We start from the raw sequence: 21,164 nt of genomic DNA on the forward strand, positions 1-21,164 counted from the left end.
GGCGGTTCAGCCGACGCCGGGCTGCAGCAGGGCGGCGATCCGCTCGACGGCGAAGGCGTACCCCTGGACGCCGCAGCCGGCGATGACGCCGTCGGCGCGGGCCGAGACGTAGCTGTGGTGCCGGAACGCCTCACGCCGGTGGATGTTGGAGATGTGCACCTCCAGCACCGGCAGCCCGTCGCAGGCGTTGAGCGCGTCCAGGATCGCCACCGAGGTGTGGGAGTAGGCGCCCGGGTTGATCACGATGCCCGCGTGGTGCTCGCGTGCCTCGTGGATCCAGTCGATCAGGCGGCCCTCGTGGTTGCTCTGCCGGCAGTCGACCGTTCCCCCGTGCCTCGCCGCCGTCCCGGCGCACAGCGCCTCGACGTCGGCGAGGGTCTCCGAGCCGTAGATCTCGGGCTGCCGCTGACCGAGGAGGTTGAGGTTGGGACCGTTGAGGACCATGATCGGCGCCTCGGCGAGAGAACGGGTCATGGCCCCAAGGTCTACCACGTGATCAGCCGAAGGTGACGGCCGCGTCCATCTCCCAGACCAGCACCTCGGCGCCCTCGGCACCGGCGGTGAGCCGCTGGCCCTCGGCCCCGGTCACGCGCACGGCGTCTCCCTTGGCGAGCAGCCCGGCGCCCTCCAGCGCGACCTCTCCCTTGGCGACGTACAGGTGCACGAAGGGGGCGGTGGGCAGGGCGAGGACCTGCTGCGGGGCCATGCGGGCGGCCTGCAGGGCGGCGTGCTTCTGCCGGATGGAGATGGCGCGCTGCTCGCGGTCGCGGTCCATGCCGGAGGCGACGGTGACCCAGCCGCCGCGGGCGAGCTCGTCGTTGATGTCGAGCTGCTCGTAGCCCGGCTTGATGCCCTGCTCGTCGGGGAAGACCCACATCTGCACGAAGTGCACCGGGTCCTTGTGCTCGGGGGCGCCGGTCAGCTTCCAGGAGTCGTTCTTCTCGCTGTGCAGGATGCCGGTGCCCGCGCTCATCCGCTGGGCGAGGCCCGGGTAGATGACGCCGTTGTGGCCCTCGGAGTCCTGGTGGACGAGGCCGCCGTCGAGCACCCAGGTGATGATCTCCATGTCCCGGTGCGGGTGGGTGTCGAAGCCGGTGCCGGGGGCGACGACGTCGTCGTTGGAGACCAGGAGCAGGCCGAAGTGGGTGTTCTTCGGGTCGTAGTGGTGGCTGAAGGAGAAGCAGTGGTGCGAGTCGAGCCAGCCGGCGCGGGTGTGGAACCGCTGGCCGGCGCGGCGGACATCCAGCTGGGTGGCCATCGGGGAGCTCCTTCTGCGGGGTTCAGTGCCTGTCGCCCAACCTAACATGTTGAATCTCGAACTATATTCCTTGGATCCCGTAGCTGCGCAGCTTGCGGTAGACCGTCGCCCGCGCGATGCCCAGCGCCTTCGCCGCCCGCGCCTTGTTGCCGCCGTGGGTGCGCAGCGCCTCCAGGATCGCGTCCCGCTCGGCCCGCTCCAGGCTGCCCAGCCGCCGTCCGCCGGCACCACCGCGCACCGCGTCCGGCAGTTCCTCGGGGCGCACCGGGCCGCTCAGCCTGCGCTCCTCCGCGAGCGTCCGGACGACGACCGCCAGCTCGGCGACATTGCCGGGCCATGAGTGCCGCTCCAGGGTGCGCCGGGCCTCGGCGGTCCAGGTCAGCGGCGGGTAGCCCGGGGCGGGGCGCGGACTGAGGGCGGCGAGCAGCACCGGAAGGTCCTCGGGACGCTCGCGCAGCGGCGGTACGGACACCGAGCGCGCCGCCAGCCGGCCCAGCAGGCGGTCCGTGCACGGGCCCGTACGGTCCTCCGGGGTGTGGGTGGCGGTCAGCGGCGTGAAGGGCCGCTGCTCGAGCAGCGCCACGAGCGCGGCCGCGGCGCCGGCGTCCAGCGCCTCGACATGGCGGACGAGCGCCCGGCCCGGGAACGGGCGTACGGCCAGTCGACGCACCCACTCACGGGCCGCCGCCCCGGTCACCTGCGCCGCGTCCAGCTCCACGGCACCCGTCCGCACCGCGCGGGCCAGCGTCGTCTTGCCGGTACCGGGCTCCCCCGCCAGCAGCAGGGGCCCCGGCTCGTCGGCGAGCCGTACCGCGCGGGCCGCCGCGGCGCGCCAGGAGTGGGACCCGCCCGCGAGACCGGGCAGCCGCGGCTCGGGGGCGGCGGGCTGCCCGCCGGCCCCGACCGTCGTCGCGGACATGACCGCGACGGCGCCGATGACCTCGCCGGAGTCCATGACGGGGTCGAGCCGGGCGCTCCAGCCGCCGTCCGGCAGCGGCAGCTCGTAGCCCTCGGTCCTGCCGTCGCGGACCATCCCGCCGGCCCGGCGCTCCAGCAGCGCGAGCGACTCGTCGGACAGCCGCCGGGCCGCCTCGACGCTCACGATCCGCGTCCTGCCGTCGGCCGCGACCACCGGCCGGGCGTTCGGCTGCTCCCGCAGATAGGCGCCGAGCAGCAGCTCTTCCGGGGATGTATCGGATTGAGACACGCCAGCGGCCTCTCTCTGATTCACGATCGTTTCGTTGCCATTTCAATTATCCGTCAAGGAGCCGCGTTGATGGAGACCATCGAGACGGACGTGCTCATCGTGGGCAGTGGGCCCGCAGGGGCGAGTGCCGCACTCGCGCTGAGCACGTACGGAGTGCCCAATATCGTCGTGACCCGCTACGGCAGGCTTGCCGACACCCCCAGGGCGCACGTGACCAACCAGCGCACCATGGAGGTGCTGCGCGACCTGGGCGTCGAGCAGGATGTCGTCGCGAAGGCCACACCCCAGCACCTCATGGGCAACACGGTCTTCTGCACCAGCCTCGCGGGCGAGGAACTGGGCCGGCTGCGCTCTTGGGGCAACGACCCCGAGGTCCAGGCCGCGCACGACCTGGCGAGCCCCAGCCGCATGTGCGACATGCCGCAGAACTGGATGGAGCCCGTGCTGGTCGACGCCGCCGTCGCCCGCGGCACGCAGCTGCGCTTCAGCACCGTCTACAAGTCCTTCGAGCAGGACGCCGACGGCGTGACCGTCGTCGTGGAGGACCGGCTGCGCGGCGACGAGTACGCCATCCGCGCCAAGTACCTGATCGGCGCGGACGGCGGACGCAGCAAGGTCGCCGAGGACGCCGGGCTGCCGATGGGCGGCAAGATGGGCGTGGCGGGCAGCATCAACATCGTCTTCGACGCCGACCTGACGAAGTACGTCGCCCACCGCCCCGGCACGCTCTACTGGGCGCTGACCCCCGGCGCGACCGTCGGCGGCATCGGCGCGGGCCTGATCCGCAACGTCAAGCCGTGGAACGAGTGGCTGATCGTGTGGGGTTACGACGTCCAGGCCGCGCCGCCGGACCTCACCGAGGAGTACGCCCTGTCGGTCGTCCGCCAGCTCATCGGCGACGACGAGGTCCCGGTGACGATCCGCTCCTCGTCGGCGTGGACGGTCAACGAGATGTACGCCGAGACCTACTCCAACGGCCGGGTCTTCTGCGCGGGCGACGCCACCCACCGGCACCCGCCGTCCAACGGTCTGGGCTCCAACACCTCCATCCAGGACTCGTACAACCTGGCCTGGAAGCTGAAGCTGGTCCTGGACGGCGCCGCGGAGCCCTCGCTGCTCGAGACCTACACCGCCGAACGGGCGCCCGTCGGCAAGCAGATCGTCACCCGCGCCAACAAGTCGATAGGCGAGACCGCCCCGGTCTTCGAGGCACTGGACCTGCTCGCCCCGCAGAGCCCGGAACAGCTGCTCGCCAACATCGACGCCCGCAAGGACGCGACCCCGGCCGGCGAGAAGCGGCGCGCGCGGCTGCGCGAGGCGATCGACTTCAAGCGGTACGAGTTCAACGCCCACGGCGTGGAGCTCAACCAGCGCTACGTGTCGGCCGCGGTCGTCCCGGACGGCACCGCCGACCCCGGCTTCGACCGCGACCCCGAGCTGTACCACCAGCCGAGCAGCCGCCCCGGCGCCAAGGTGCCGCACGCCTGGCTGACGGCCGGCACCCGCACCCTGTCCACCCTCGACCTCGGCGGCGGCGGCCGGTTCGCGCTGCTCACCGGCATCGGCGGCGAGGCATGGGTGGAGGCCGCCCGCACGCTGGGCGCGGAACTGGGGCTGGACATCGCGACCGCGGTGATCGGCCCCGGGCGGGACTACGAGGACCCGTACGGCGACTGGGCGCGACTGCGCGGCACCGGCGACGCGGGCGTCCTGCTCGTGCGACCGGACCTGTACGTCGCCTTCCGGCAGGCGGACGGGGCCGAGGACGAGGCCGACGCGCGGACCGCGCTCGGCGGGGCGCTGCGGCGCATCCTGGGACGGGACTGACAAGGAGCACCATGGACTTCACCGAAGAGAGCGCCACTCCGGCCGTCGTGGAGAGCTTCGCGCGGACGCCCGACCCGCGGCTGCGGGAGATCCTGGGCAGTCTGACGAGGTACCTCCACGACTTCGTCCGCGACGTCGAGCCCACGATGGAGGAGTGGGAGTGGGCGATCGACTTCCTCACCCGCACCGGGCAGAAGAGCACCGACACACGGCAGGAGTTCATCCTGCTGTCCGACGTGCTCGGCGTGTCGATGCTCGTGGAGACGATCAACCAGCGCAAGACGGCCGGGGAAGGGGTCACCGACTCCACCGTGCTCGGCCCGTTCCACATGGTCGACTCCCCGGACCGTGAGTTCGGCGACGCGATCGACATGATCGGCTCGGGTGAGCCGTGCGTGGTCACCGGGCGCGTCGTGTCCGTGGACGGCACTCCGCTGCTCGGGGCGAAGGTGGACGTGTGGCAGGCCGACGACCACGGCTTCTACGACGTCCAGCAGCCCGGCGAGCAGCCGCAGGGCAACGGGCGCGGGCTGTTCACCGCCGACGAGGAGGGCCGCTTCCGGTTCCGCACGGTCGTGCCGGCGCACTACCCGATCCCGACGGACGGCCCGGTCGGCGATCTGCTGGGCGCCACGCTGCGGCATCCGTACCGGCCGGCGCACATCCACTTCATCGCGGCGGCCCAGGGGCATCAGCCGGTCACCACGCACATCTTCGTCCAGGACAGCCCCTACCTGGAGTCGGACGCGGTGTTCGCGGTCAAGAAGAGCCTGGTCCAGGAGTTCGCCGAGGTGGACGACCCGGAGCGGGCGGCCGAGTACGGAGTGGCGAACCCCTTCCGGCTGGCGACCTTCGACATCGTGCTGCAGCCGTCATGAGCACGGAGTTCGTCCACGAGGCGCTGCCGATGCGGGTCGTCTTCCGCGCCGGGGCCGCGACCACGGCCGTGGCGGAGGAGACGGAGCGCCTCGGCCTGCGCCGCGTGCTGGTGCTGTCCGGCCGGCACGGCCTGGACACCGCGGGCGCCGTCGCCGCGTCCCTGGGCGGGGCCTGCGCGGGCATCCACCCGGGCGCGGTGATGCACGTGCCGGTGAAGGTGGCGGACGAGGCCGTCGCGGTGGCCCGGGAGCTCGACGCCGACGGCCTGGTCGCGGTCGGCGGCGGCTCGGCCGTCGGCCTGGGCAAGGCCGTCGCGCTGCGCACCGGGCTGCCGCTGCTCGCCGTGCCGACGACGTACGCGGGCTCCGAGATGACCCCGGTGTGGGGGCTGACGGAGGACGGCGTCAAGCGCACCGGGCGCGACCGCCGCGTCCTGCCGCGCAGTGTCGTCTACGACCCCGAACTGACGCTGTCGATGCCGCCCGCCCTGTCCGGCACCAGCGGCGTCAACGCCCTCGCCCACGCGGTGGAGTCGCTGTACGCCCCCGACGCCTCCCCCATCGTCTCCCTGATGGCCGAGGAGGGAGTGCGCGCCCTGGCGGAGGCCCTGCCCCGCGTCGTCGCGGACCCCGGCGGTCTCGACGCGCGCGGCCGCGCCCTGTACGGGGCCTGGCTGTGCGGGGCGTGCCTGGGGGCCACCACCATGGGGCTGCACCACAAGCTGGCCCATGTGCTCGGCGGTGCCTTCGATCTGCCGCACTCCGAGACCCACACGGTGCTGCTGCCGTACGTCCTCGCCTTCAACGCCCCCGCGGCGCCCGGCGCGATGGCCGCGCTGCGCCGTGCGCTGGCCACCGAGGACCCGGCACGCGAACTGTGGGACCTCGGCGGGCGGCTCGGCGCACCGCGCTCGCTGGCCGAGGTCGGCCTGCCCGCCGCGGGCATCGACCGCGTGGTCGAGCTGGTGGGCGCGGCGTCGTACGCGAACCCGCGGACGGCGGACGCGGGCGAGCTGCGGGCGGTGCTGACGGCCGCGTACGAAGGCGCGCCGCCGACGGGCTGACCGGTCCCCCGTCCGTGAGGGCGGATGCGGGACGGACACGGGACGGGGCGGACGCGGCACGGGGCACTCCCTGCGCGTCGGCCCCGTGCCCTGTCCGCGCCCGGCGCGGCGGCCACCGCCCTCGCGCCGTCGCATCACCGGAGCGGCCCGCCGCTGGGACGACCTGCCGCTCCCCGCCTCGCGGCGCATCGGACCGCGGGGACGCCCCCCGGCCCCGGCTCCGGTGAACTCCCCCGGCGGCCGGCCCCGGGTGCCCCGGCCCCCCGGCACAACGGGCGGCCCCGGGAGCCGATGTGACGACGGCTTCCGGCGCGCGACGCGAACCGCTGCCCAGGGCCGTGGCGTTCGGAATGCGGCGCCGGAGTTCTTCCACAACGTACACGAACGCGTTTCCGCTTTCCGGCCGCTTGAGCGAACGCATTCCCGGGAGGGTCCGGGAATTCCCGGCGTGATCGCCTTCCTCCGGCGCGGCGAATGCCGTCAGCCCTCCCGCCGCGCCTCCCGGTCCGCCGCCACGGGCGGACCGCCGCCGTAGTCCAGCCGTTCCGCCGTCCTCACCAGGCGGTCCAGCGCCACGCCGTCGCTCGGCCCGCCGAGCAGGAGGCGACGGGCCCGCGCCGCAACGCCGCACAGGCGTACGGAAAACAGGCGTTTCGCGTCCCAAAACGCCACGCCCCGCCACCCCTTCCGCCGGTTAGAAATATCTACCAAGGTTGAGCGTATGAGAAATGCGGCACCGAATCAGGCAATGGAGTGGCTGGCCGCCGCCGCGGCGGATCCGCGGGCATGCAAACGGGAATGGGAGCACGGGGAGAGCGGAACCGTCCTGCTGCCCGCCGGACGCTTCTGGGACGTGCTCAGCGTGCCCGAGGAACTCGGCCTGCTCGCCCTCGACGCGCTCCTGCGCCTTCCCCGCTCGGAACCCGGGCCCACCCTCGCCGACACCGCCGCCCGCCGGGTCGGCTTCTTCCTCCCGCCGGACCCCGTCAGCAGATGGGTGGGCACCGGAACCCGTTACGCCGGCCGAGGCGCCTGGATCGCCGTCCCGCCCCCGTACCGGGCCGCGGGGGCCCTGCGGTGGCTCGTACCGCCCGACGGCAGCGGCGCGCTGCACACGCCTACCGCGGTGGAACTCGCCCTGTTCCAGGCGGCAGTTGCGGCAGACTGCCGGCGCTGAACCCGCCCGCCCCCGGGCCGTCCGCCCTGGCGGCCCCGGGGACGGCGCGCCCGCGGGCACGCCAGTCGGCCAGGACTTCCGAGTAGATCGGGGGGTCCATCCAGTAGGCGCCGGTGAGTTCGGCGAACGTCCGGTGGTGCTCCGTGTGCCCCTGGAGAAGGCATCCGCGGGTCGAGGATGTGCTGCTGTCCATGTCCCCTTGCAACGCGACTCGCACGCCGGCGGTACGTCCCGAACGGGCAGCGCCACCGGATCGAGTGAGCGCGCCCCCCTCGTTAGGGGACCCCGCTCACCTTCTCACCCTCTCATCGTCTCATCCTCACGCGGCGGGGAGTTCACTCCGTCAGGCTCAGCGCCCTGGCCAGCAGCGGCCATGCCGCGGCGAACTCTCGCCGCCAGTAGGACCATTCATGGCGCCCGCCCTGGTAGTAGTGGGTCGTCACCGGGATGTCCCTGAGCTCCAGGGCGGTGGCGAAGACATGGGTGGCGGGCCACAGGGTGCTCTCCAGCACCTCCGGCAGCAGCTCGGCGCCGCCCGCGGCGGGACCGCCCCCGCTGCCGCAGGACACGTACAGCGCGGTGCCGCGCAGTCCCCCCGCGCGCGCCGTGGGATTGAAAGTGCGCCAGGTGTCCCACTGGAGGACGGGATCGCCCCACAGCGATTCGGAGTAGAGGCTCTCCCTGATGAGGAGGGCTTCCAGGGCGGCCGGCACACCGGCGAAGGTGGTGTCCAGGACGCCGCTGAAGGACGCCGCGGCGCGGAACGCCCCCGGGTGCCGGGCGGCATGCGCCATCGCGCCGTACCCGCCCGTCGACACGCCCGCCACAGCCCGCACGCCGGAGGCCCGGTAGTCTCGACGCAGCACCTCGTCGAGTTCGCGCAGTTGGAAGGTCTCGTAGTCGGAGCCGTCGCGCCAGCGGGTCGGGAGGCCGGCGGGGCCGCAGTACGGCATGGCGAGGATGACGTCGCGGCCCTCGGTGAGCGCCGCGACGCCCGTCTCACGGCTCCAGGCGGTGTGGTCGTCCTGCGGCCCGTGGAGCAGGTACAGCACGGGCCAGGTGCGGCCGTCGGCACGCGCGAAGTCCGCGGGCAGGACGATTCTCACCGGGACGGGACGGCCGAGCGCCGCCGACGCGACGGTCAGATCCCAGGTCCGCGCGTCGATCCGGGTCGCCGCGGCCACCTTGGCGGCGGTCCGGCCGCCCGGGGGCGAGGTGGTGGGGGTCATGGCATGGGCTCCTCGGGGATCGAGTGCGGGGCGGGGGCGTACGTCCGTCTCACGTGCGCCCTTTACTCCGGGTAACGGACGCCGGCCGGGAACGGTTCAACGGCACGCGGGCGATCGCGACGCGCCGCGCTTTCACCGCGGGCGGCGCACGACCCGGTGACCGACCGGTAGGTTCGGCTGCGGACGCCCCGCCGCGGGGTGCGGCACCGAGCGAGGGAGCACACGCGCATGACCTGGTTGCTGTACGGAGCCACCGGCTACACCGGCCGCCTCGTAGCACGGGAGGCCGTGGCCCGCGGGGAGCGCCCTGTGCTCGCGGGGCGGTCGGCCACGGCCCTCGCGCCGCTCGCGGCCGAACTGGGCCTGGAACACCGGGTGGTCGCCCTCGACGACGCGGCCGGGCTGCGCAAGGCGCTCGCGGACGTCGACGCGGTGGCGCACTGCGCGGGGCCGTTCTCCGCCACGGCGCTGCCGATGGCCCAGGCGTGCCTGGACACCGGGACGCACTACCTCGACATCACCGGAGAGATCGACGTGCTGGAGGCGCTGCACGCGATGGGCTCCCGGGCCCGTGAGGCGGGGGTGGTCCTGCTGCCCGGGGCGGGCTTCGACGTGGTGCCGACCGACTGCCTCGCCGCGACCGTGGCCGCCGCGCTGCCCACCGCGACGCACCTCGACATCGCCTTCGTGGCCGGTGGCGGCGCGAGCCCCGGTACGGCGCGCACCGCGCTCGAAGCCCTGGACAAGGGCGCCGGCGGCCGGACCCGCGTCGACGGCGTGATCCGCGAAGTACCGCTCGGGCACCGGCGGGTGACGGCGTCCTTCCGCACCGGCGAGCGCACGGTCGCCACGATCGCCTGGGGCGACGTCAGCACGGCCTATCACTCGACGGGCATCCCGAACATCTCGACGTACACCTGGCTGCCGGGCGCGCCGCTGGTGGAGCGGGTGCTGGGGATCGCCCCGGTACGGCGGCTGGCCCGTGCCGGGGTGGACCGGTTCCTGAGGGGACCGGGCGAGCGGGCGCTGACGCGTACGCGCGCGCAGGTGTGGGCCAGGGCCCGCGACGCGCACGGTGCCGAGGCGCAGGCGGCACTGTCCACACCCAACGGCTACGCGCTGACGGTGGACTCGGTACTGCGCATCGTGACCCGCTTGCCGGAGCTGCCGCACGGCACGCAGACCCCGTCCTCGGCGCTGGGCGCCGACTTCGTCCTGGAGCTGGACGGAGTGCGCCGCAACGGGCCGCACACGAGCTGACCGCCCCGGATCCCCGGAGATCGCGGCAGGCCGTTGCCGCGCGCCAGAGTCGCCATGTACCGTTCAACCGTTTGTCATCCATGACGCGTGCGAACCCCGGTCTACGCGTGCAGAATTGGCGCCCGCACCGCCTCTCTGATCACCCCCACACAGGAGGTTCTGCCGGATGCTCGGATCCCCCAGGACGCGTCGCGGAACGGCCGCCTCGGCGGCCGCCGTCCTCGGCGCCCTGCTCGCGACCACCGCCCTACAGGCGGCCGCCACCCCCACGGCTCACGCGGCCACCCCCCACCGGGTGCTCTTCGACAACGCCCACGCGGAGACAGCCGGCAACGCCGACTGGATCATCGGCACCAGCCAGCCCGACCCGCTCGGCCAGGACTCCACCCCCACCGCGGAGACGGACTGGACCGGCGCCCTGTCCTCCTGGGGCGTCGCCCTGCAGAGGACCGGCGACTACGCGCTGAAGACGCTGCCTTCGGGCGGCTCCATCACCTACGGCACCTCCAGCGCCACGGACCTGCAGAACTTCGACACCTTCGTGCTGCCCGAACCGAACGTCCTGCTCACGGCGGCGGAGAAGACCGCGGTCATGAGGTTCGTGCAGAACGGCGGCGGGCTCTTCCTCATCTCCGACCACACCGGGGCCGACCGCAACAACGACGGCGAGGACGCCGTCGAGATCATCAACGATCTGATGAGCAACAACTCGGTCGACAGCACCGACCCGTTCGGCTTCTCCGTCGACTCCCTCAGCATCGGCTCCGACCACCCGGCGGCGATCGCCGACAGCACCGACCCCGTGCTGCACGGCTCCTTCGGCAACGTCACCAAGAGCCTCATAGCCAGCGGCACCACGGCGACCCTCAAGCCGGCCGACAACTCCTCCGTCAAGGGCCTGCTCTACCGCACCGGTTACTCCGGCAACACCGGCGCCTTCTTCGCCACCAGCACGTTCGGCAGCGGCCGGGTCGCCTTCTGGGGCGACAGCTCCCCCGTCGACGACGGCACGGGCCAGTCGGGCAACACCCTCTACGACGGCTGGAACGACTCCACCGCCACCAATGCGGCGCTCGCCCTCAACGCCACCGCCTGGCTCTCCGGCGGCACGGGCTCCGGCGGTGGCGGCGGCACCTGCACCGCCGCCCAACTGCTCGGCAACCCCGGCTTCGAGTCCGGCGGCACGACGTGGACGGCGTCCAGCGGCGTCATCACCGACGACGCCGGCGAGGCGGCCCGTACCGGCTCCTACAAGGCCTGGCTGAACGGCTACGGCGCCGCGCACACCGACACCCTCTCCCAGACGGTGACCGTCCCGGCAGCCTGCGCCTCCGCCACCTTCGGCTTCTACCTGCACGTGGACACCGCCGAGACCACCACGACCACGGCTTACGACAAGCTCACGGTCACCGCCGGCACGACCACCCTGGCCACCTACTCCAACCTCAACGCCGACTCCGGCTACGCGCTCAAGAGCTTCAGCCTGGCGGCGTTCGCGGGGCAGACGGTGACCCTCAAGTTCACCGGCACCGAGGGCTCCCAGCTCCAGACGTCCTTCGTCGTCGACGACACCTCGCTCACGGTGAGCTGACCCGCGCCGCTCCGGCCCGCGCGGTGGCGGCGGTGGCCGCCGCCACCGCCCAGCCCTCCAGGCTCGTGACGAAGTGCCCGGCGCAGTCGGGCCAGTGCAGCGCGCCGCGCGCGGCCGCGTGGCCGCGGGCGCCCATGGTGCGGCGCAGTTCGGGGTTGTCGCGCAGGCGGCGGACGGCGGCCACGGCCGCCGCGGGATCCCCGAACGGGACGAGCAGGCCGCAGTCGTGCCCGCGGACCAGCTCGGCGGCGAGGGGGTTCGGCGTGCTCACCACGGGGATGCCGTAGGCCATGTACTCGACGACCTTCGTGGGCCGCGAGTGGCGGTAGTTCGCCTCGTCCCGCAGCATCGACAGGCCCGCGAGGGCGCCGCGCAGACGGCCCAGCGCCTCGTCGTTGGGCAGGAAACCGTGCCAGCGCAGCACGCCGTCCCGGTCGGCGGCCGTCAGCAGGGCGCGGACGTCGCCGTCGGCGGCGCCGATGAGCTCCACGCGGACGTCCGGGGCCAGCAGCCGTGCCATGGCCACCAGTTCCTCGGCGCCGCGGGCCCGCGACAGCTGCCCGAGGTACACCACGCGGTCGTCCCCGGGCGGCGGCGGGGGGCCCACGGGAACGGTGACCAGGTTCGGCACGACGGGGTGCGGGCGGCGGAAGCGCCCCTGGTAGGCGTCCTCGGCGAGCAGCAGGTGCAGATGCCGCTCGGCGGCGAGTTCCGCCGCGCGCACGAGGAGGCGCAGCGGCGGGCGCAGCAGGCGCGGCACCCAGTTCTTCATGGCGAGCGCGGCCGCGGTGTCCTCGTGGACGTCCCACACCACGGCCGGCCGCCGGGCGCCGGTGCGGTGCCAGTACCGCAGCGTGCGGGGCAGGGTGAGCAGCAGCTCGGGGTCGTGCAGCAGGACCGCGTCGACGGCCGGGCCACGCCGTACGAGCAGGCGCCGGGCCTCGCGGACGGCGGCGCGCCGGTCGCGCCCGGCGGCCCGGGGCAGGTCGACGCCCTCCACCCCGGGACGCGGCGGGGTCGCCCGCGCGGTGAAGGGCGCGGCGTAGGTGACGGTGTGCCCGTGGGAGATGAGGGCGGCTATCTGACGGTGCAGGATGCGGGCGTCCTCGGGGTGGTGCACGACGGTCACGACGAGCACGTGCATCACAGCACCTCGACATCCGGCCGGGAGATCCGTCCGCGCGTGTCGAACAGCAGGCGTGCCTGGTCGGCCACCGCCTGGAGGTCGTACGCGCTGTGATCCTGCAGAAGGACCGTCAGGTCGTGCTCGCGCAGGGCGGCCGTCAGGTCGCCGGCCCGGGGGACGGGGTCCCCGTCGACGTCCCACGCGTCCACGAAGGGGTCGTGGAAGGACACCCCGGTGCCGAGCCTGCGCAGCAGCCGGGCCACCGGGACGGCGGGGCTCTCGCGGCGGTCGGCGATGTCCGGCTTGTAGGTGACACCGAGGAGCAGTACCCGCGAGCCGTGCAGCGGCTTCCCCGCCGTGTTGAGCAGGTCCTGCGCGCGGCGCACGACGTACTCCGGCATCCGGTGGTTGATCTCGCGGGCGAGTTCGACGAAACGGAACTCGTAGCCGAGCGTGCGGACCTTGTAAGAGAGGTAGTTGGGGTCGATCGGGATGCAGTGGCCGCCGACGCCTGCGCCGGGCCGGAAGGCCTGGAAGCCGAAGGGCTTGGTGGCGGCGCAGTCGATGGCGTTCCAGATGTCCACGCCCAGTTCGCGGCAGAGTACGGCCAGTTCGTTGACGAGCGCGATGTTGACGTGCCGGTAGGTGTTCTCCAGCAGCTTGGCCATCTCGGCCTCGCGGGTGCCCTTGGCGCGGACGACGGTGTCGACGAGCTTGCCGTAGAAGGCGACGGCGCGCGCCGCGCACCCGGGGGTGTGCCCGCCGACGATCTTCGGGGTGTCGCGGAGGCCGTGGGTCCTGTTGCCGGGGTCGATCCGCTCGGGCGAGAAGGCGAGGGCGAAGTCCGGACCGGCCCGCAGTCCCGAGCCCTCCTCCAGGATCGGCCGGACGACCTCGTCGGTGGTGCCGGGGTAGGTGGTCGACTCCAGGACGACCAGGACGCCGGGGCGCAGCCTGGCGGCGACTGCCTCGGCGGCGCCGGTGACCGCGGTGAGGTCGGGCCCGCCGTCCCCGGAGAGCGGAGTGGGGACGCAGATGACGACGACCTGGGCCTCCCCCAGGCACTCCGGGCCGGTGGTGGCGGTGAATCCGGCGGCCAGCATGCGCCGCAGGTCGTCGTCGGAGACGTCGTCCACGTGCGAGCGGCCGGAGTTGAGGGCGGCCACCACCCCCGGGTCCAGATCGTGCCCGACGACGCTCAGCCCCGCCGCCGCCGCCTCTCTGGCGAGGGGCAGCCCGACGTATCCGAGGCCTACGACTGCGAGATCCACCGTCATGCCGCACCGTCCCGAGCGCTATACGGCCCCCAGACCACGGTAGGCGTCGAGCGTCCGCCCGGCGATGTGCGCCCACGTGCGGTCGCGGGCCACTCGGGCGCGGGCGGCGTCGCCCATCATCCGTCGTCGATTTGGACTATAGAGCAATACTTCGAGCGTATCTGCCCAGGCATTTACGTCTCCTGAAGGAATTAGCCTTCCGTTCACCTGGTCTTCGACCAGTTCACCCATTGCCCTGACATCACTTGCTGCGATGGGAAGACCGCTCGCCATCGCCTCCACCGGCTTGAGGGGGGTCACGAGATGACACACGCGCTCCTCCGTCCTGGGCACCGCGAAGACGTCCAGCACGGCGTGGTGGGCCCTGACCTCGGTATGCGGCACGCGGCCCGTGAACAGGGCGCCGTCCCCCAGACCGAGCCCGGCCGCCTGCCGTTCCAGCGCGGGCCGCAGCGGCCCGTCCCCCACGATCAGCAGCCGCAGCGGCACACCCCGGCGCCGCAGTTCGGCGCCGGCCCGCAGCAGGGTGCCGATGCCCTCGTGCGGCGTGAGCGTGGAGACCGTGCCGACGACCACCTCGTCCGGGGCGATGCCGAGCCGGGCGCGCAGCTCGCGGGCGTCGGGCAGGGGCCGGAGGAAGACGTCGTCGACGGCATTGGGCACGACGCGCACCAGCTCCTCGGGGACCCCCCGGGAGACGATCTCCTCCTTCATGGCCTCACCGAGGGTGAGCACCAGGTCGGCCGCCCGCATGCAGTGCGTCTCCAGGGCGCGCCGTTCGCGGTACGACGCGCTGTCCCGGTCGCGGCCGGGTCCCTGGGTCAGCCAGGTCTCCTCCAGGAAGCCGCGCACCTCGTAGACGACCGGCAGCCCGAAGGATTCGCGGAGTGCGAGCGCCACTCGGCCGTTCGGGTGATCGGTGGCCGCGTGGAGCACCGCCGGGCGGAGCCGTTCGACGAGCCGGGCGGCGAGCTCGGCGTTGCGGGCGAGAGCGGCGGCCGCGGTCGCGGGCATCCGGACGGGGAGCAGCCGGTGGTAGGGCACCCCGTCCACGACCTGCGCGGGGCGGCCGTCCCAGACGCCCTGCGCCACGGGGAAGCCGAGCCGGGTGACCACATGGGGGTCCAGGCCCGCCTCCCGCTGGGCGCGCGCGATGGCATGGGTCCGCACGGTGTAGCCGGCGTTGCGGTACGGCAGGGAGTTGGTCACCAGGTGCAGCACGCGCCCCGGCACCGGTGTCCCCGGCACCCCGGCCGGGAGGGGCACGCCCCGCGGCCCGTACGCGGACGCCCCGCCGCGCGCCCGGTGCGGGTCGCGCTCGGGCAGCCGGGCGAGCGCCCACCGGGCGGGCCGCCGCGCCGGTCCCGGGGCGATCCGCAGGGCGAGCCCCGCCGCGCGCACCGGGTCGTCCCGCAGATGACGGACCGCCACGGAGGCGGCGAGAATCAGGGCACGAAGAGTACGACGACGCACAATCCCACCCTAAGCGCGGCAAGTGAACGGGAGGCACCGTGCTCGGCTCGGTAGTCCATGTGGTCGGTGCCCGGCCCAACTTCGTCAAGGCCGCCCCGGTCGTCGCCGCGCTGCGCGCCGCCGGGCAGCCGCAGTCGGTGGTGCACACCGGACAGCACTACGACGAGCGGATGTCGCACGTCTTCTTCCGGGAGCTCGGCCTGCCCCGGCCGGACGTCGACCTCGGCGTCGGCTCCGGAAGCCACGCCCGGCAGACCGCCGCGCTGCTGACCGCCCTGGAGGACGAGCTGTCGGCCCGCGCCCCCGCCCTGGTGACGGTCTACGGGGACGTCAACTCCACGCTCGCCGCCGCCCTGGTCTCGGCCAAGCTGGGGCTTCCGGTGGCCCACGTCGAGGCGGGCCTGCGCAGCTTCGACATGACGATGCCGGAGGAGGTCAACCGGCGGCTCACCGACCAGCTCGCCGACCTGCTCCTCGTCACCAGCCCGGAGGCGGTCGGCCACCTGGCGAACGAGGGCGTGGACACCGCGCGGGTGCACTTCGTCGGCAACCCGATGATCGACACCCTGATGGCCCATCTGCCGCGGTTCGACCCGCAGGCCGCCCGCGCCGCGCACGGACTGCACGGGCGCTACGGCGTGGTGACGCTGCATCGCCCCGCCAATGTGGACGACCCGGCCGCCGCGGCCGCCGCCGTGGGGGCGTTGCGCGAGGCCGCGACCCACCTGGAGCTGGCGATCCCGCTGCACCCGCGCGGGCGGGCCGCGCTGGAGGCGGCGGGGATCGGCGACACGCCGGGGATCCGGATCCTGGAGCCGCTCGGCTACCTGGAGTTCATGGGGCTGCTGCGCGGCGCCTCGGCGGTGATCACCGACTCGGGCGGAGTGCAGGAGGAGACCACGGTGCTGGGCGTGCCCTGCCTGACGCTGCGCCCGAACACCGAGAGGCCGGTGACGGTCACCCACGGCACCAACCGCCTCGTGACCCCGGACGGACTCGTCCCGGCCCTGCTCAAGGCGCTGGACGGCGAAGCCGCCGCGCCCGAGGGCCCCCCGCTGTGGGACGGGCGCTCCGGGCCCCGCATCGCCCGCGTCATCACCGAGTGGCTGGACCACCATGTCTGATCCGCGCCTGCGTGACCCGCTCGCCTACTGGGACAGCCGCCACCGCGAGCACGACGAGCTCGCCTCCGGCGGCCACATCGGCCTCGACCGGCCGGGCAATGAGATCTTCTACGCGCTGCGGGTCGCCGAGGTGCTGCGCATCACCGGCGACTCCGAGCGCGCCAACGACCCGCTGCTCGTGCTCGACGCGGGCTGCGGCAAGGGCCATTTCGCCCGGGCCCTGGCCCGCTGCGGCCACCTGGTCGACGCGATCGACGCCAGCCCCTGTGCCGTGGACCACTGCCGCACACTGGGCGGCGGCCCGCGCTACGCGGTGGCCGAGCTGACGGCGTGGCGCAGTCCGTGGCTGTACGACGCGGTGCTCGCCGTGGACGTGCTCTTCCATGTGCTCGACGACGCGGTCTGGGAGGCCGCGCTGCTCAATCTCGCCTCCCTCGTCCGGCTCACCGGCCGGCTGGTCGTCACCGACGAGGACGCGCCCGGCCGCGTTCCGCGCGGCGACTACATCCTGCACCGCCCGGCCGCCGAGTACCGCTCCGCGGTGGAACCGCTGGGTCTGCGGTACCAGGGGTTCACCCCGTACGGTTTCCGGGAGAACAGGGTCGGATTCCACGTCTTCGCGAGGACCTCGTGATGCGCCTGCTCGATCTGCTCCACCCGCACCTGGACGGGGTGACCGAGGTCGTCGACGCGACCGGCGGCGGCATCCCCCTCGAACCGTATCTGCACCTGCCCGAAGGCGTGCGGCTGTGCCGCTCCTCGCCCGGCGACGAGGACCCGGTCGGTCAGGGACGGCTCGCCCTGCTCTCGTACGGCCCCGACCCCGGCCGGCACGGGGACGAGGCAGGGTGCCTCGCGGCGCTGCGGCGCATGCGGCCCGGCGGCCGGGGGCTGATCGTCTTCGGCCACACCGGCGCCGAGCTGCCCTACCACCGGCTGCTCGACGCCCTGGTGGCGCACCGCTGCCAGGTGCTGCGGGCCGCCGGGCTGGGCTATGAGCACCTGCACGGCGGCGCGGTCTTCACCTGCACGCAGGCGCTGCTGCCGCTCCTCGACCCGGCGGGGCGGCCCGTGCCCGAGGGGGAGGCCACCGCCCTGCGGCTCGCCGGCGAGTACGTGCTGGCCGGGTTCGTGTCCCGCGCGGAGCGGGCCCGGGTGCTGGAGCTGGAACGGCGGCACGAGGAGGACCGCCGCGCCCTGGAGGCGCTGCAGGACGGCACCGGCGGCGAACGGGCGGCGTCGGTGACACGCGAACGCGACCGGCTCGCGGCCGAGCTGCGGCGCGCACGGGAGCGGATCGGGGTGCTCGAGGCCCGGGTCGCCATGCTCCAGGGCTCGACCTCGCTGCGGGTGGGCCGGGCGCTGGTCTCGGCGGCCCGCTCACCGCTGCGCGGCTCGGCACGGCTGCCGCGCGAGCTGTACGGGATGTGGCGCGGCCGCGGCAAGGGCGGCCGCCCGGGCGCCCCGGGCGCCGCCCCGGGCGCCGCCCCGGTGGCGGGTACGGCCGGGGCGGCCGAGCCGGCCGGCGGACACCTGCACCTCGCCCACCGGGCGTTCACGGCCGGCCCCCGCGACCGGCTGGTGGTCGCCGGGATCCTGGACGCCGCGACGGCGGCCGACTTCGCCCATGACGCCGTCGTCAACCGTGTGCTGCCGCACGATGCCCGGCAGGTCGCCGAACGCACCGACCCGGATGTGCTCGTGGTCCAGCTCAGTGCCTGCGCCGCCGGGCCGTGGGCGCACACCGGCACCGGCACCGCCCCCGATCTGGACCGGCGGCTGGCCGAACTCCTCGCCACCGCCCACGCGCTCGGCCGTATCGCCGTGCTGTGGCGGGACGCCCCCGCCTCCGCCGCGCCGGGCCTGGCCCGCTTCCCCTGGGACGCCGTGCTCGACGGCGACACCGGCGTGCAGCCGGCCCGGCTCGACCCGGTGGCCGTGGACCGCGCCGACCTGCGGGAGATCTTCACCTCCCGGGCCACCCGGGTCCGGCTGTCGGAGCTCGCCCGGATCGCGGGGGCCGCGGATCCGCTGGACGCCCGGCGGGTGGCCGTGCTGGCCGATCCGCGCGACGACGCCGAGGTGTCGCGTCTGGTCGCGCAGGTGCTGGCCCAGCGGCACCGGCCCGCCGAGGTGCTGGTGCCCGCTCCCGGGACGGCCTTCGCGGAGCTGACGGCGGGCGGGGTCGCCGTTCGGGCCACGGCGGACGGGCCGAGCGCGCCGTGGATCGCGGACTGGTCGGACCTCGCGGAGGAACGCTCGTCCGCCCATCTGCTGGACCTGATGTGCGCCCAGGAGTGCTCGGGGGCGGACGCGGTGGGCTACAGCGCGGACGCCGCCGGCTTTGTGCCGCACGTCAACGGGTTCCGCCCGGCCCTCGTGCGCGGGACGCTCTGGCCGTCCCCCGGGGCGGGGCGGCTCTTCACGATCCGCCCGGAGGAGGTCCGATGACGGGCACGCGCACGGTCAGGGCGATGGTCTACGGGGACGTGGACCTCAATCTCATCGACGGTTCGGCGGTGTGGGCGCAGTCGATGGTGCAGGCGCTGGCGCGGGCCGGCTGCGGGACCCGGCTGGTGCTCAAGGCGCCGGTGCGCACAGGGCGATTGGTCGATCCGCTGGCGGAGCTGCCGGGTGTGTCCCTCGTGCCGACCGGTCATGTGCTCTCCCCCGTCCAGGCCTCACGGGTGCTGCGCGAGCTCGACGAGGTCGAGTGGTGCGACCTGCTGGTGCTGCGCGGCCGCCGGCTGGTGACGCAGATCGTCGCCGACGGCGCCTTCGACGGGCGGATCTGGGCTTATCTCACCGACATCCCGCAGTCGGCCGCGGAGATGACGGGCGAGGCCGTCGAGGAGCTGGCCCGGATCGCCGAGGCGTCCCGCCATCTGCTCTGCCAGACCGAGGAGTTGCGCTGCTTCATCGAGGCGTGGGTGCCGGCCGCGTGCGGGAAGTGCGTGCTGTACCCGCCGAGCGTCCCCGTCCCGGACTTCCCGGTGCCGGGGCACGAGGCCGCCGGTGACCCCGTGCGCATGGTGTACACCGGCAAGTTCGCGCCGCTCTGGAACACCCTGGAGATGACGGAACTGCCGGGCGCGCTGGCCGCGCGGGGGGTCAGGGCGGAGCTGCACACCGTCGGTGACAAGATCCACGACGACCCGCGGCACCCCGCATTCCACGCCCGGATGGAGCGGGCACTGCGCACCGCGCCCGGCGTGGTGCACCACGGCGGCACCCCGCGCCAGGAGGCCATGCGCATCGCCGCGGGCTGCGACCTCGGGCTCGGCTGGCGCCGGCCGGAACTGGACGCGAGCCTGGAACTGTCCACGAAGGTGCTGGAGTTCGGGACGCTCGGACTGCCCGTCGTGCTCAACCGGACCCCCGCGCACGAGGCGCTGCTCGGCACCGACTACCCGCTCTTCGTACCCGGCCGCGGCACCCTCGACGACGCGGCGGAGGCGGTGGTCACCGCCGCCCGCTCCCCCGAGGCGTACCGCGCGGCCGCCCGGCGCTGCCGCGAGGCCGCCGCGCACTTCTCGCTGGAACGGGCCGCCGAGCGGCTGCGCGGCCTCGTCGACCGGGCCCTGCCCGCCGCGCCGGCCGCGCTCAGCGGACGTGACCGTCCGCTGCGGGTCGTCGTGGCCGGTCACGACCTGAAGTTCTTCACGCGGCTGCTGGACCACCTCCAGGCCCTCCCGCGGGTGGAGGTGCGCGTCGACGCCTGGGAGGCGCTGGCCCGGCACGACGCCGCCGCGAGCCGTGAACTCGCCGCCTGGGCCGATGTCGTGGTCGTGGAGTGGTGCGGCCCGGCGGCCGTCTGGTATAGCCGCCACAAGCGGCGCGGCTCCCGGCTGCTGGTGCGGCTGCACCGCTTCGAGCTGTACGCCGGTTACCCCGCCCAGGTCGACATCGACGCCGTCGACCGTGTCGTGTGCGTCAGCCCGCACTACACCAGGCTCACGCGTGAGCGCACCGGCTGGCCGCAGGCGAAGCTCGTCACGATCCCCAACTGGGTCGACGACCGCCAACTCGACCGGCCCAAGGCCGCCGACGCCCGCTACCGGCTCGGCATGATCGGCATCGCGCCCGCGCGCAAACGGCTCGACCTCGGCCTGGACGTGCTCCAGGCGCTGCGCGCCCGGGATCCGCGCTGGCGGCTGTCGGTGAAGTCCAAGATGCCCTGGGACTACTGGTGGATCTGGAACAAGCCCGAGGAGCGCGCGCACTACGACGCGATCCTGCGGCGCGTGCAGTCCGGTCCGCTGGAGGACGCGGTGGTCTTCGACGACTTCGGCCCCGACGTGGCGAGCTGGCTGCGCCGCATCGGCTTCGTCCTCTCCACCAGCGACGACGAGAGCTTCCACCTCGCCCCGGCCGAGGGCATGGCCTCCGGCGCGGTCCCCGCCCTGCTGCCCTGGCCGGGCGCCGACGCGATCTACGAGCGCCGCTGGATCCATGACTCCCCCGCCGCCATGGCCGACGCCATCGCCGCGCTCGCGGCCGACGGCTGGGAGGAGGCGGGCGCCAGCGCCCGCGACTGGTTGCGGGAGTCCTTCGGCCTGGACAAGGTCCGCACCGCGTGGACGCAGCTGGTCACCGCCCCGCTGCCGTGATGCCCCGGGGCCGCGAGGATCACCCGCGCGCCGCGCCACATCACTCACCGCCGACCCCGTCTC

18 protein-coding genes are annotated in these 21,164 nt (G+C 74.0%); 10 read left to right on the forward strand and 8 right to left on the reverse strand.

The genetic code is table 11. The features are described from left to right. Positions 1-6: 6 nt before the first annotated feature. The 3 genes from aroQ to ACWDAS_RS12890 all read right to left on the reverse strand — a co-directional run bounded on the left by aroQ (position 7) and on the right by ACWDAS_RS12890 (position 2,465). Entirely contained in the window at positions 7-474 is a 468-nt protein-coding gene (aroQ, locus tag ACWDAS_RS12880; RefSeq protein ID WP_450389153.1) for a type II 3-dehydroquinate dehydratase, read from the reverse strand. A gap of 22 nt (positions 475-496) precedes the next feature. Next, positions 497-1,258, reverse strand: coding sequence for a pirin family protein (locus tag ACWDAS_RS12885; RefSeq protein WP_450389155.1), 762 nt, complete (start codon positions 1,256-1,258; stop codon positions 497-499). 61 nt (positions 1,259-1,319) lie between these two features. Further along, positions 1,320-2,465, reverse strand: coding sequence for a helix-turn-helix domain-containing protein (locus ACWDAS_RS12890; RefSeq protein WP_450389157.1), 1,146 nt, complete (start codon positions 2,463-2,465; stop codon positions 1,320-1,322). A gap of 69 nt (positions 2,466-2,534) precedes the next feature. Here ACWDAS_RS12890 and ACWDAS_RS12895 point away from each other — a divergent pair, with 69 nt between their 5' ends. Genes ACWDAS_RS12895 through ACWDAS_RS12905 form a run of 3 tightly spaced genes read left to right on the forward strand, consistent with a single transcriptional unit; the run spans position 2,535 to position 6,234 of the window. Further along, positions 2,535-4,292, forward strand: coding sequence for an FAD-dependent oxidoreductase (locus tag ACWDAS_RS12895; protein ID WP_450389159.1), 1,758 nt, complete (start codon positions 2,535-2,537; stop codon positions 4,290-4,292). Between the two features lie 11 nt (positions 4,293-4,303). After that, positions 4,304-5,170 (forward strand): dioxygenase family protein, encoded by an 867-nt coding sequence (locus tag ACWDAS_RS12900; protein WP_450389160.1) that lies wholly within the window; start codon positions 4,304-4,306, stop codon positions 5,168-5,170. Then, positions 5,167-6,234: a maleylacetate reductase gene (locus tag ACWDAS_RS12905; protein WP_450389162.1), complete on the forward strand. Its 1,068-nt coding sequence runs from the start codon at positions 5,167-5,169 to the stop codon at positions 6,232-6,234. Before ACWDAS_RS12900 ends, ACWDAS_RS12905 begins: the two co-directional genes overlap by 4 nt. A 480-nt stretch (positions 6,235-6,714) precedes the next feature. On the opposite strand, the gene ACWDAS_RS12910 is transcribed toward ACWDAS_RS12905, so the two are convergent. Beyond that, on the reverse strand, positions 6,715-6,906 hold the full coding sequence (locus ACWDAS_RS12910; RefSeq protein WP_450389163.1) for a hypothetical protein: 192 nt from the start codon (positions 6,904-6,906) through the stop codon (positions 6,715-6,717). A 49-nt stretch (positions 6,907-6,955) separates the two neighbouring features. Between ACWDAS_RS12910 and ACWDAS_RS12915 the strand changes: the two genes are divergently transcribed. Then, positions 6,956-7,411: a hypothetical protein gene (locus ACWDAS_RS12915; RefSeq protein ID WP_450389165.1), complete on the forward strand. Its 456-nt coding sequence runs from the start codon at positions 6,956-6,958 to the stop codon at positions 7,409-7,411. 335 nt (positions 7,412-7,746) lie between these two features. Here the strand turns inward: ACWDAS_RS12915 and ACWDAS_RS12920 are convergent, their stop codons facing one another. Beyond that, the gene (locus ACWDAS_RS12920) at positions 7,747-8,640 is read right to left on the reverse strand and encodes an alpha/beta hydrolase (protein WP_450389167.1); all 894 of its coding nucleotides are present in this window, start codon (positions 8,638-8,640) and stop codon (positions 7,747-7,749) included. A gap of 228 nt (positions 8,641-8,868) precedes the next feature. On the opposite strand from ACWDAS_RS12920, the gene ACWDAS_RS12925 reads away from it, so the two are divergent. Both ACWDAS_RS12925 and ACWDAS_RS12930 read left to right on the forward strand, forming a co-directional pair. Continuing rightward, positions 8,869-9,900, forward strand: a complete 1,032-nt coding sequence (locus ACWDAS_RS12925; protein ID WP_450389169.1) for a saccharopine dehydrogenase family protein — start codon at positions 8,869-8,871, stop codon at positions 9,898-9,900. A gap of 166 nt (positions 9,901-10,066) precedes the next feature. Beyond that, positions 10,067-11,491 (forward strand): hydrolase, encoded by a 1,425-nt coding sequence (locus ACWDAS_RS12930; protein ID WP_450389171.1) that lies wholly within the window; start codon positions 10,067-10,069, stop codon positions 11,489-11,491. On the opposite strand, the gene ACWDAS_RS12935 is transcribed toward ACWDAS_RS12930, so the two are convergent. The 3 genes from ACWDAS_RS12935 to ACWDAS_RS12945 are packed head-to-tail and all read right to left on the reverse strand — an operon-like array spanning position 11,478 to position 15,367. Continuing rightward, complete coding sequence (locus tag ACWDAS_RS12935) at positions 11,478-12,635, reverse strand: glycosyltransferase (RefSeq protein WP_450389173.1); 1,158 nt, start codon at positions 12,633-12,635, stop codon at positions 11,478-11,480. The two genes, ACWDAS_RS12930 and ACWDAS_RS12935, sit on opposite strands and share 14 nt — an antisense overlap. Beyond that, positions 12,635-13,894, reverse strand: a complete 1,260-nt coding sequence (locus tag ACWDAS_RS12940) for a nucleotide sugar dehydrogenase (RefSeq protein WP_450389175.1) — start codon at positions 13,892-13,894, stop codon at positions 12,635-12,637. Before ACWDAS_RS12940 ends, ACWDAS_RS12935 begins: the two co-directional genes overlap by 1 nt. 18 nt (positions 13,895-13,912) lie before the next feature. Further along, positions 13,913-15,367, reverse strand: a complete 1,455-nt coding sequence (locus ACWDAS_RS12945) for a glycosyltransferase (protein WP_450389177.1) — start codon at positions 15,365-15,367, stop codon at positions 13,913-13,915. A gap of 38 nt (positions 15,368-15,405) precedes the next feature. On the opposite strand from ACWDAS_RS12945, the gene wecB reads away from it, so the two are divergent. From wecB to ACWDAS_RS12965, 4 genes are read left to right on the forward strand one after another with little or no spacing between them, the layout of a single operon-like run. Continuing rightward, positions 15,406-16,491, forward strand: a complete 1,086-nt coding sequence (gene wecB, locus ACWDAS_RS12950) for a non-hydrolyzing UDP-N-acetylglucosamine 2-epimerase (RefSeq protein ID WP_450389178.1) — start codon at positions 15,406-15,408, stop codon at positions 16,489-16,491. Continuing rightward, positions 16,484-17,125, forward strand: coding sequence for a class I SAM-dependent methyltransferase (locus ACWDAS_RS12955; protein ID WP_450389180.1), 642 nt, complete (start codon positions 16,484-16,486; stop codon positions 17,123-17,125). The genes wecB and ACWDAS_RS12955 overlap by 8 nt, the downstream gene beginning before the upstream one ends. Next, on the forward strand, positions 17,125-18,942 hold the full coding sequence (locus tag ACWDAS_RS12960) for a hypothetical protein (protein ID WP_450389182.1): 1,818 nt from the start codon (positions 17,125-17,127) through the stop codon (positions 18,940-18,942). Before ACWDAS_RS12955 ends, ACWDAS_RS12960 begins: the two co-directional genes overlap by 1 nt. Further along, a complete protein-coding gene (locus ACWDAS_RS12965) occupies positions 18,939-21,101 on the forward strand; it encodes a glycosyltransferase family 1 protein (RefSeq protein ID WP_450389184.1) in 2,163 nt (720 codons plus the stop codon). The genes ACWDAS_RS12960 and ACWDAS_RS12965 overlap by 4 nt, the downstream gene beginning before the upstream one ends. Positions 21,102-21,164: the final 63 nt, after the last annotated feature.

The organism is Streptomyces sp. NPDC001070 (assembly GCF_053598835.1).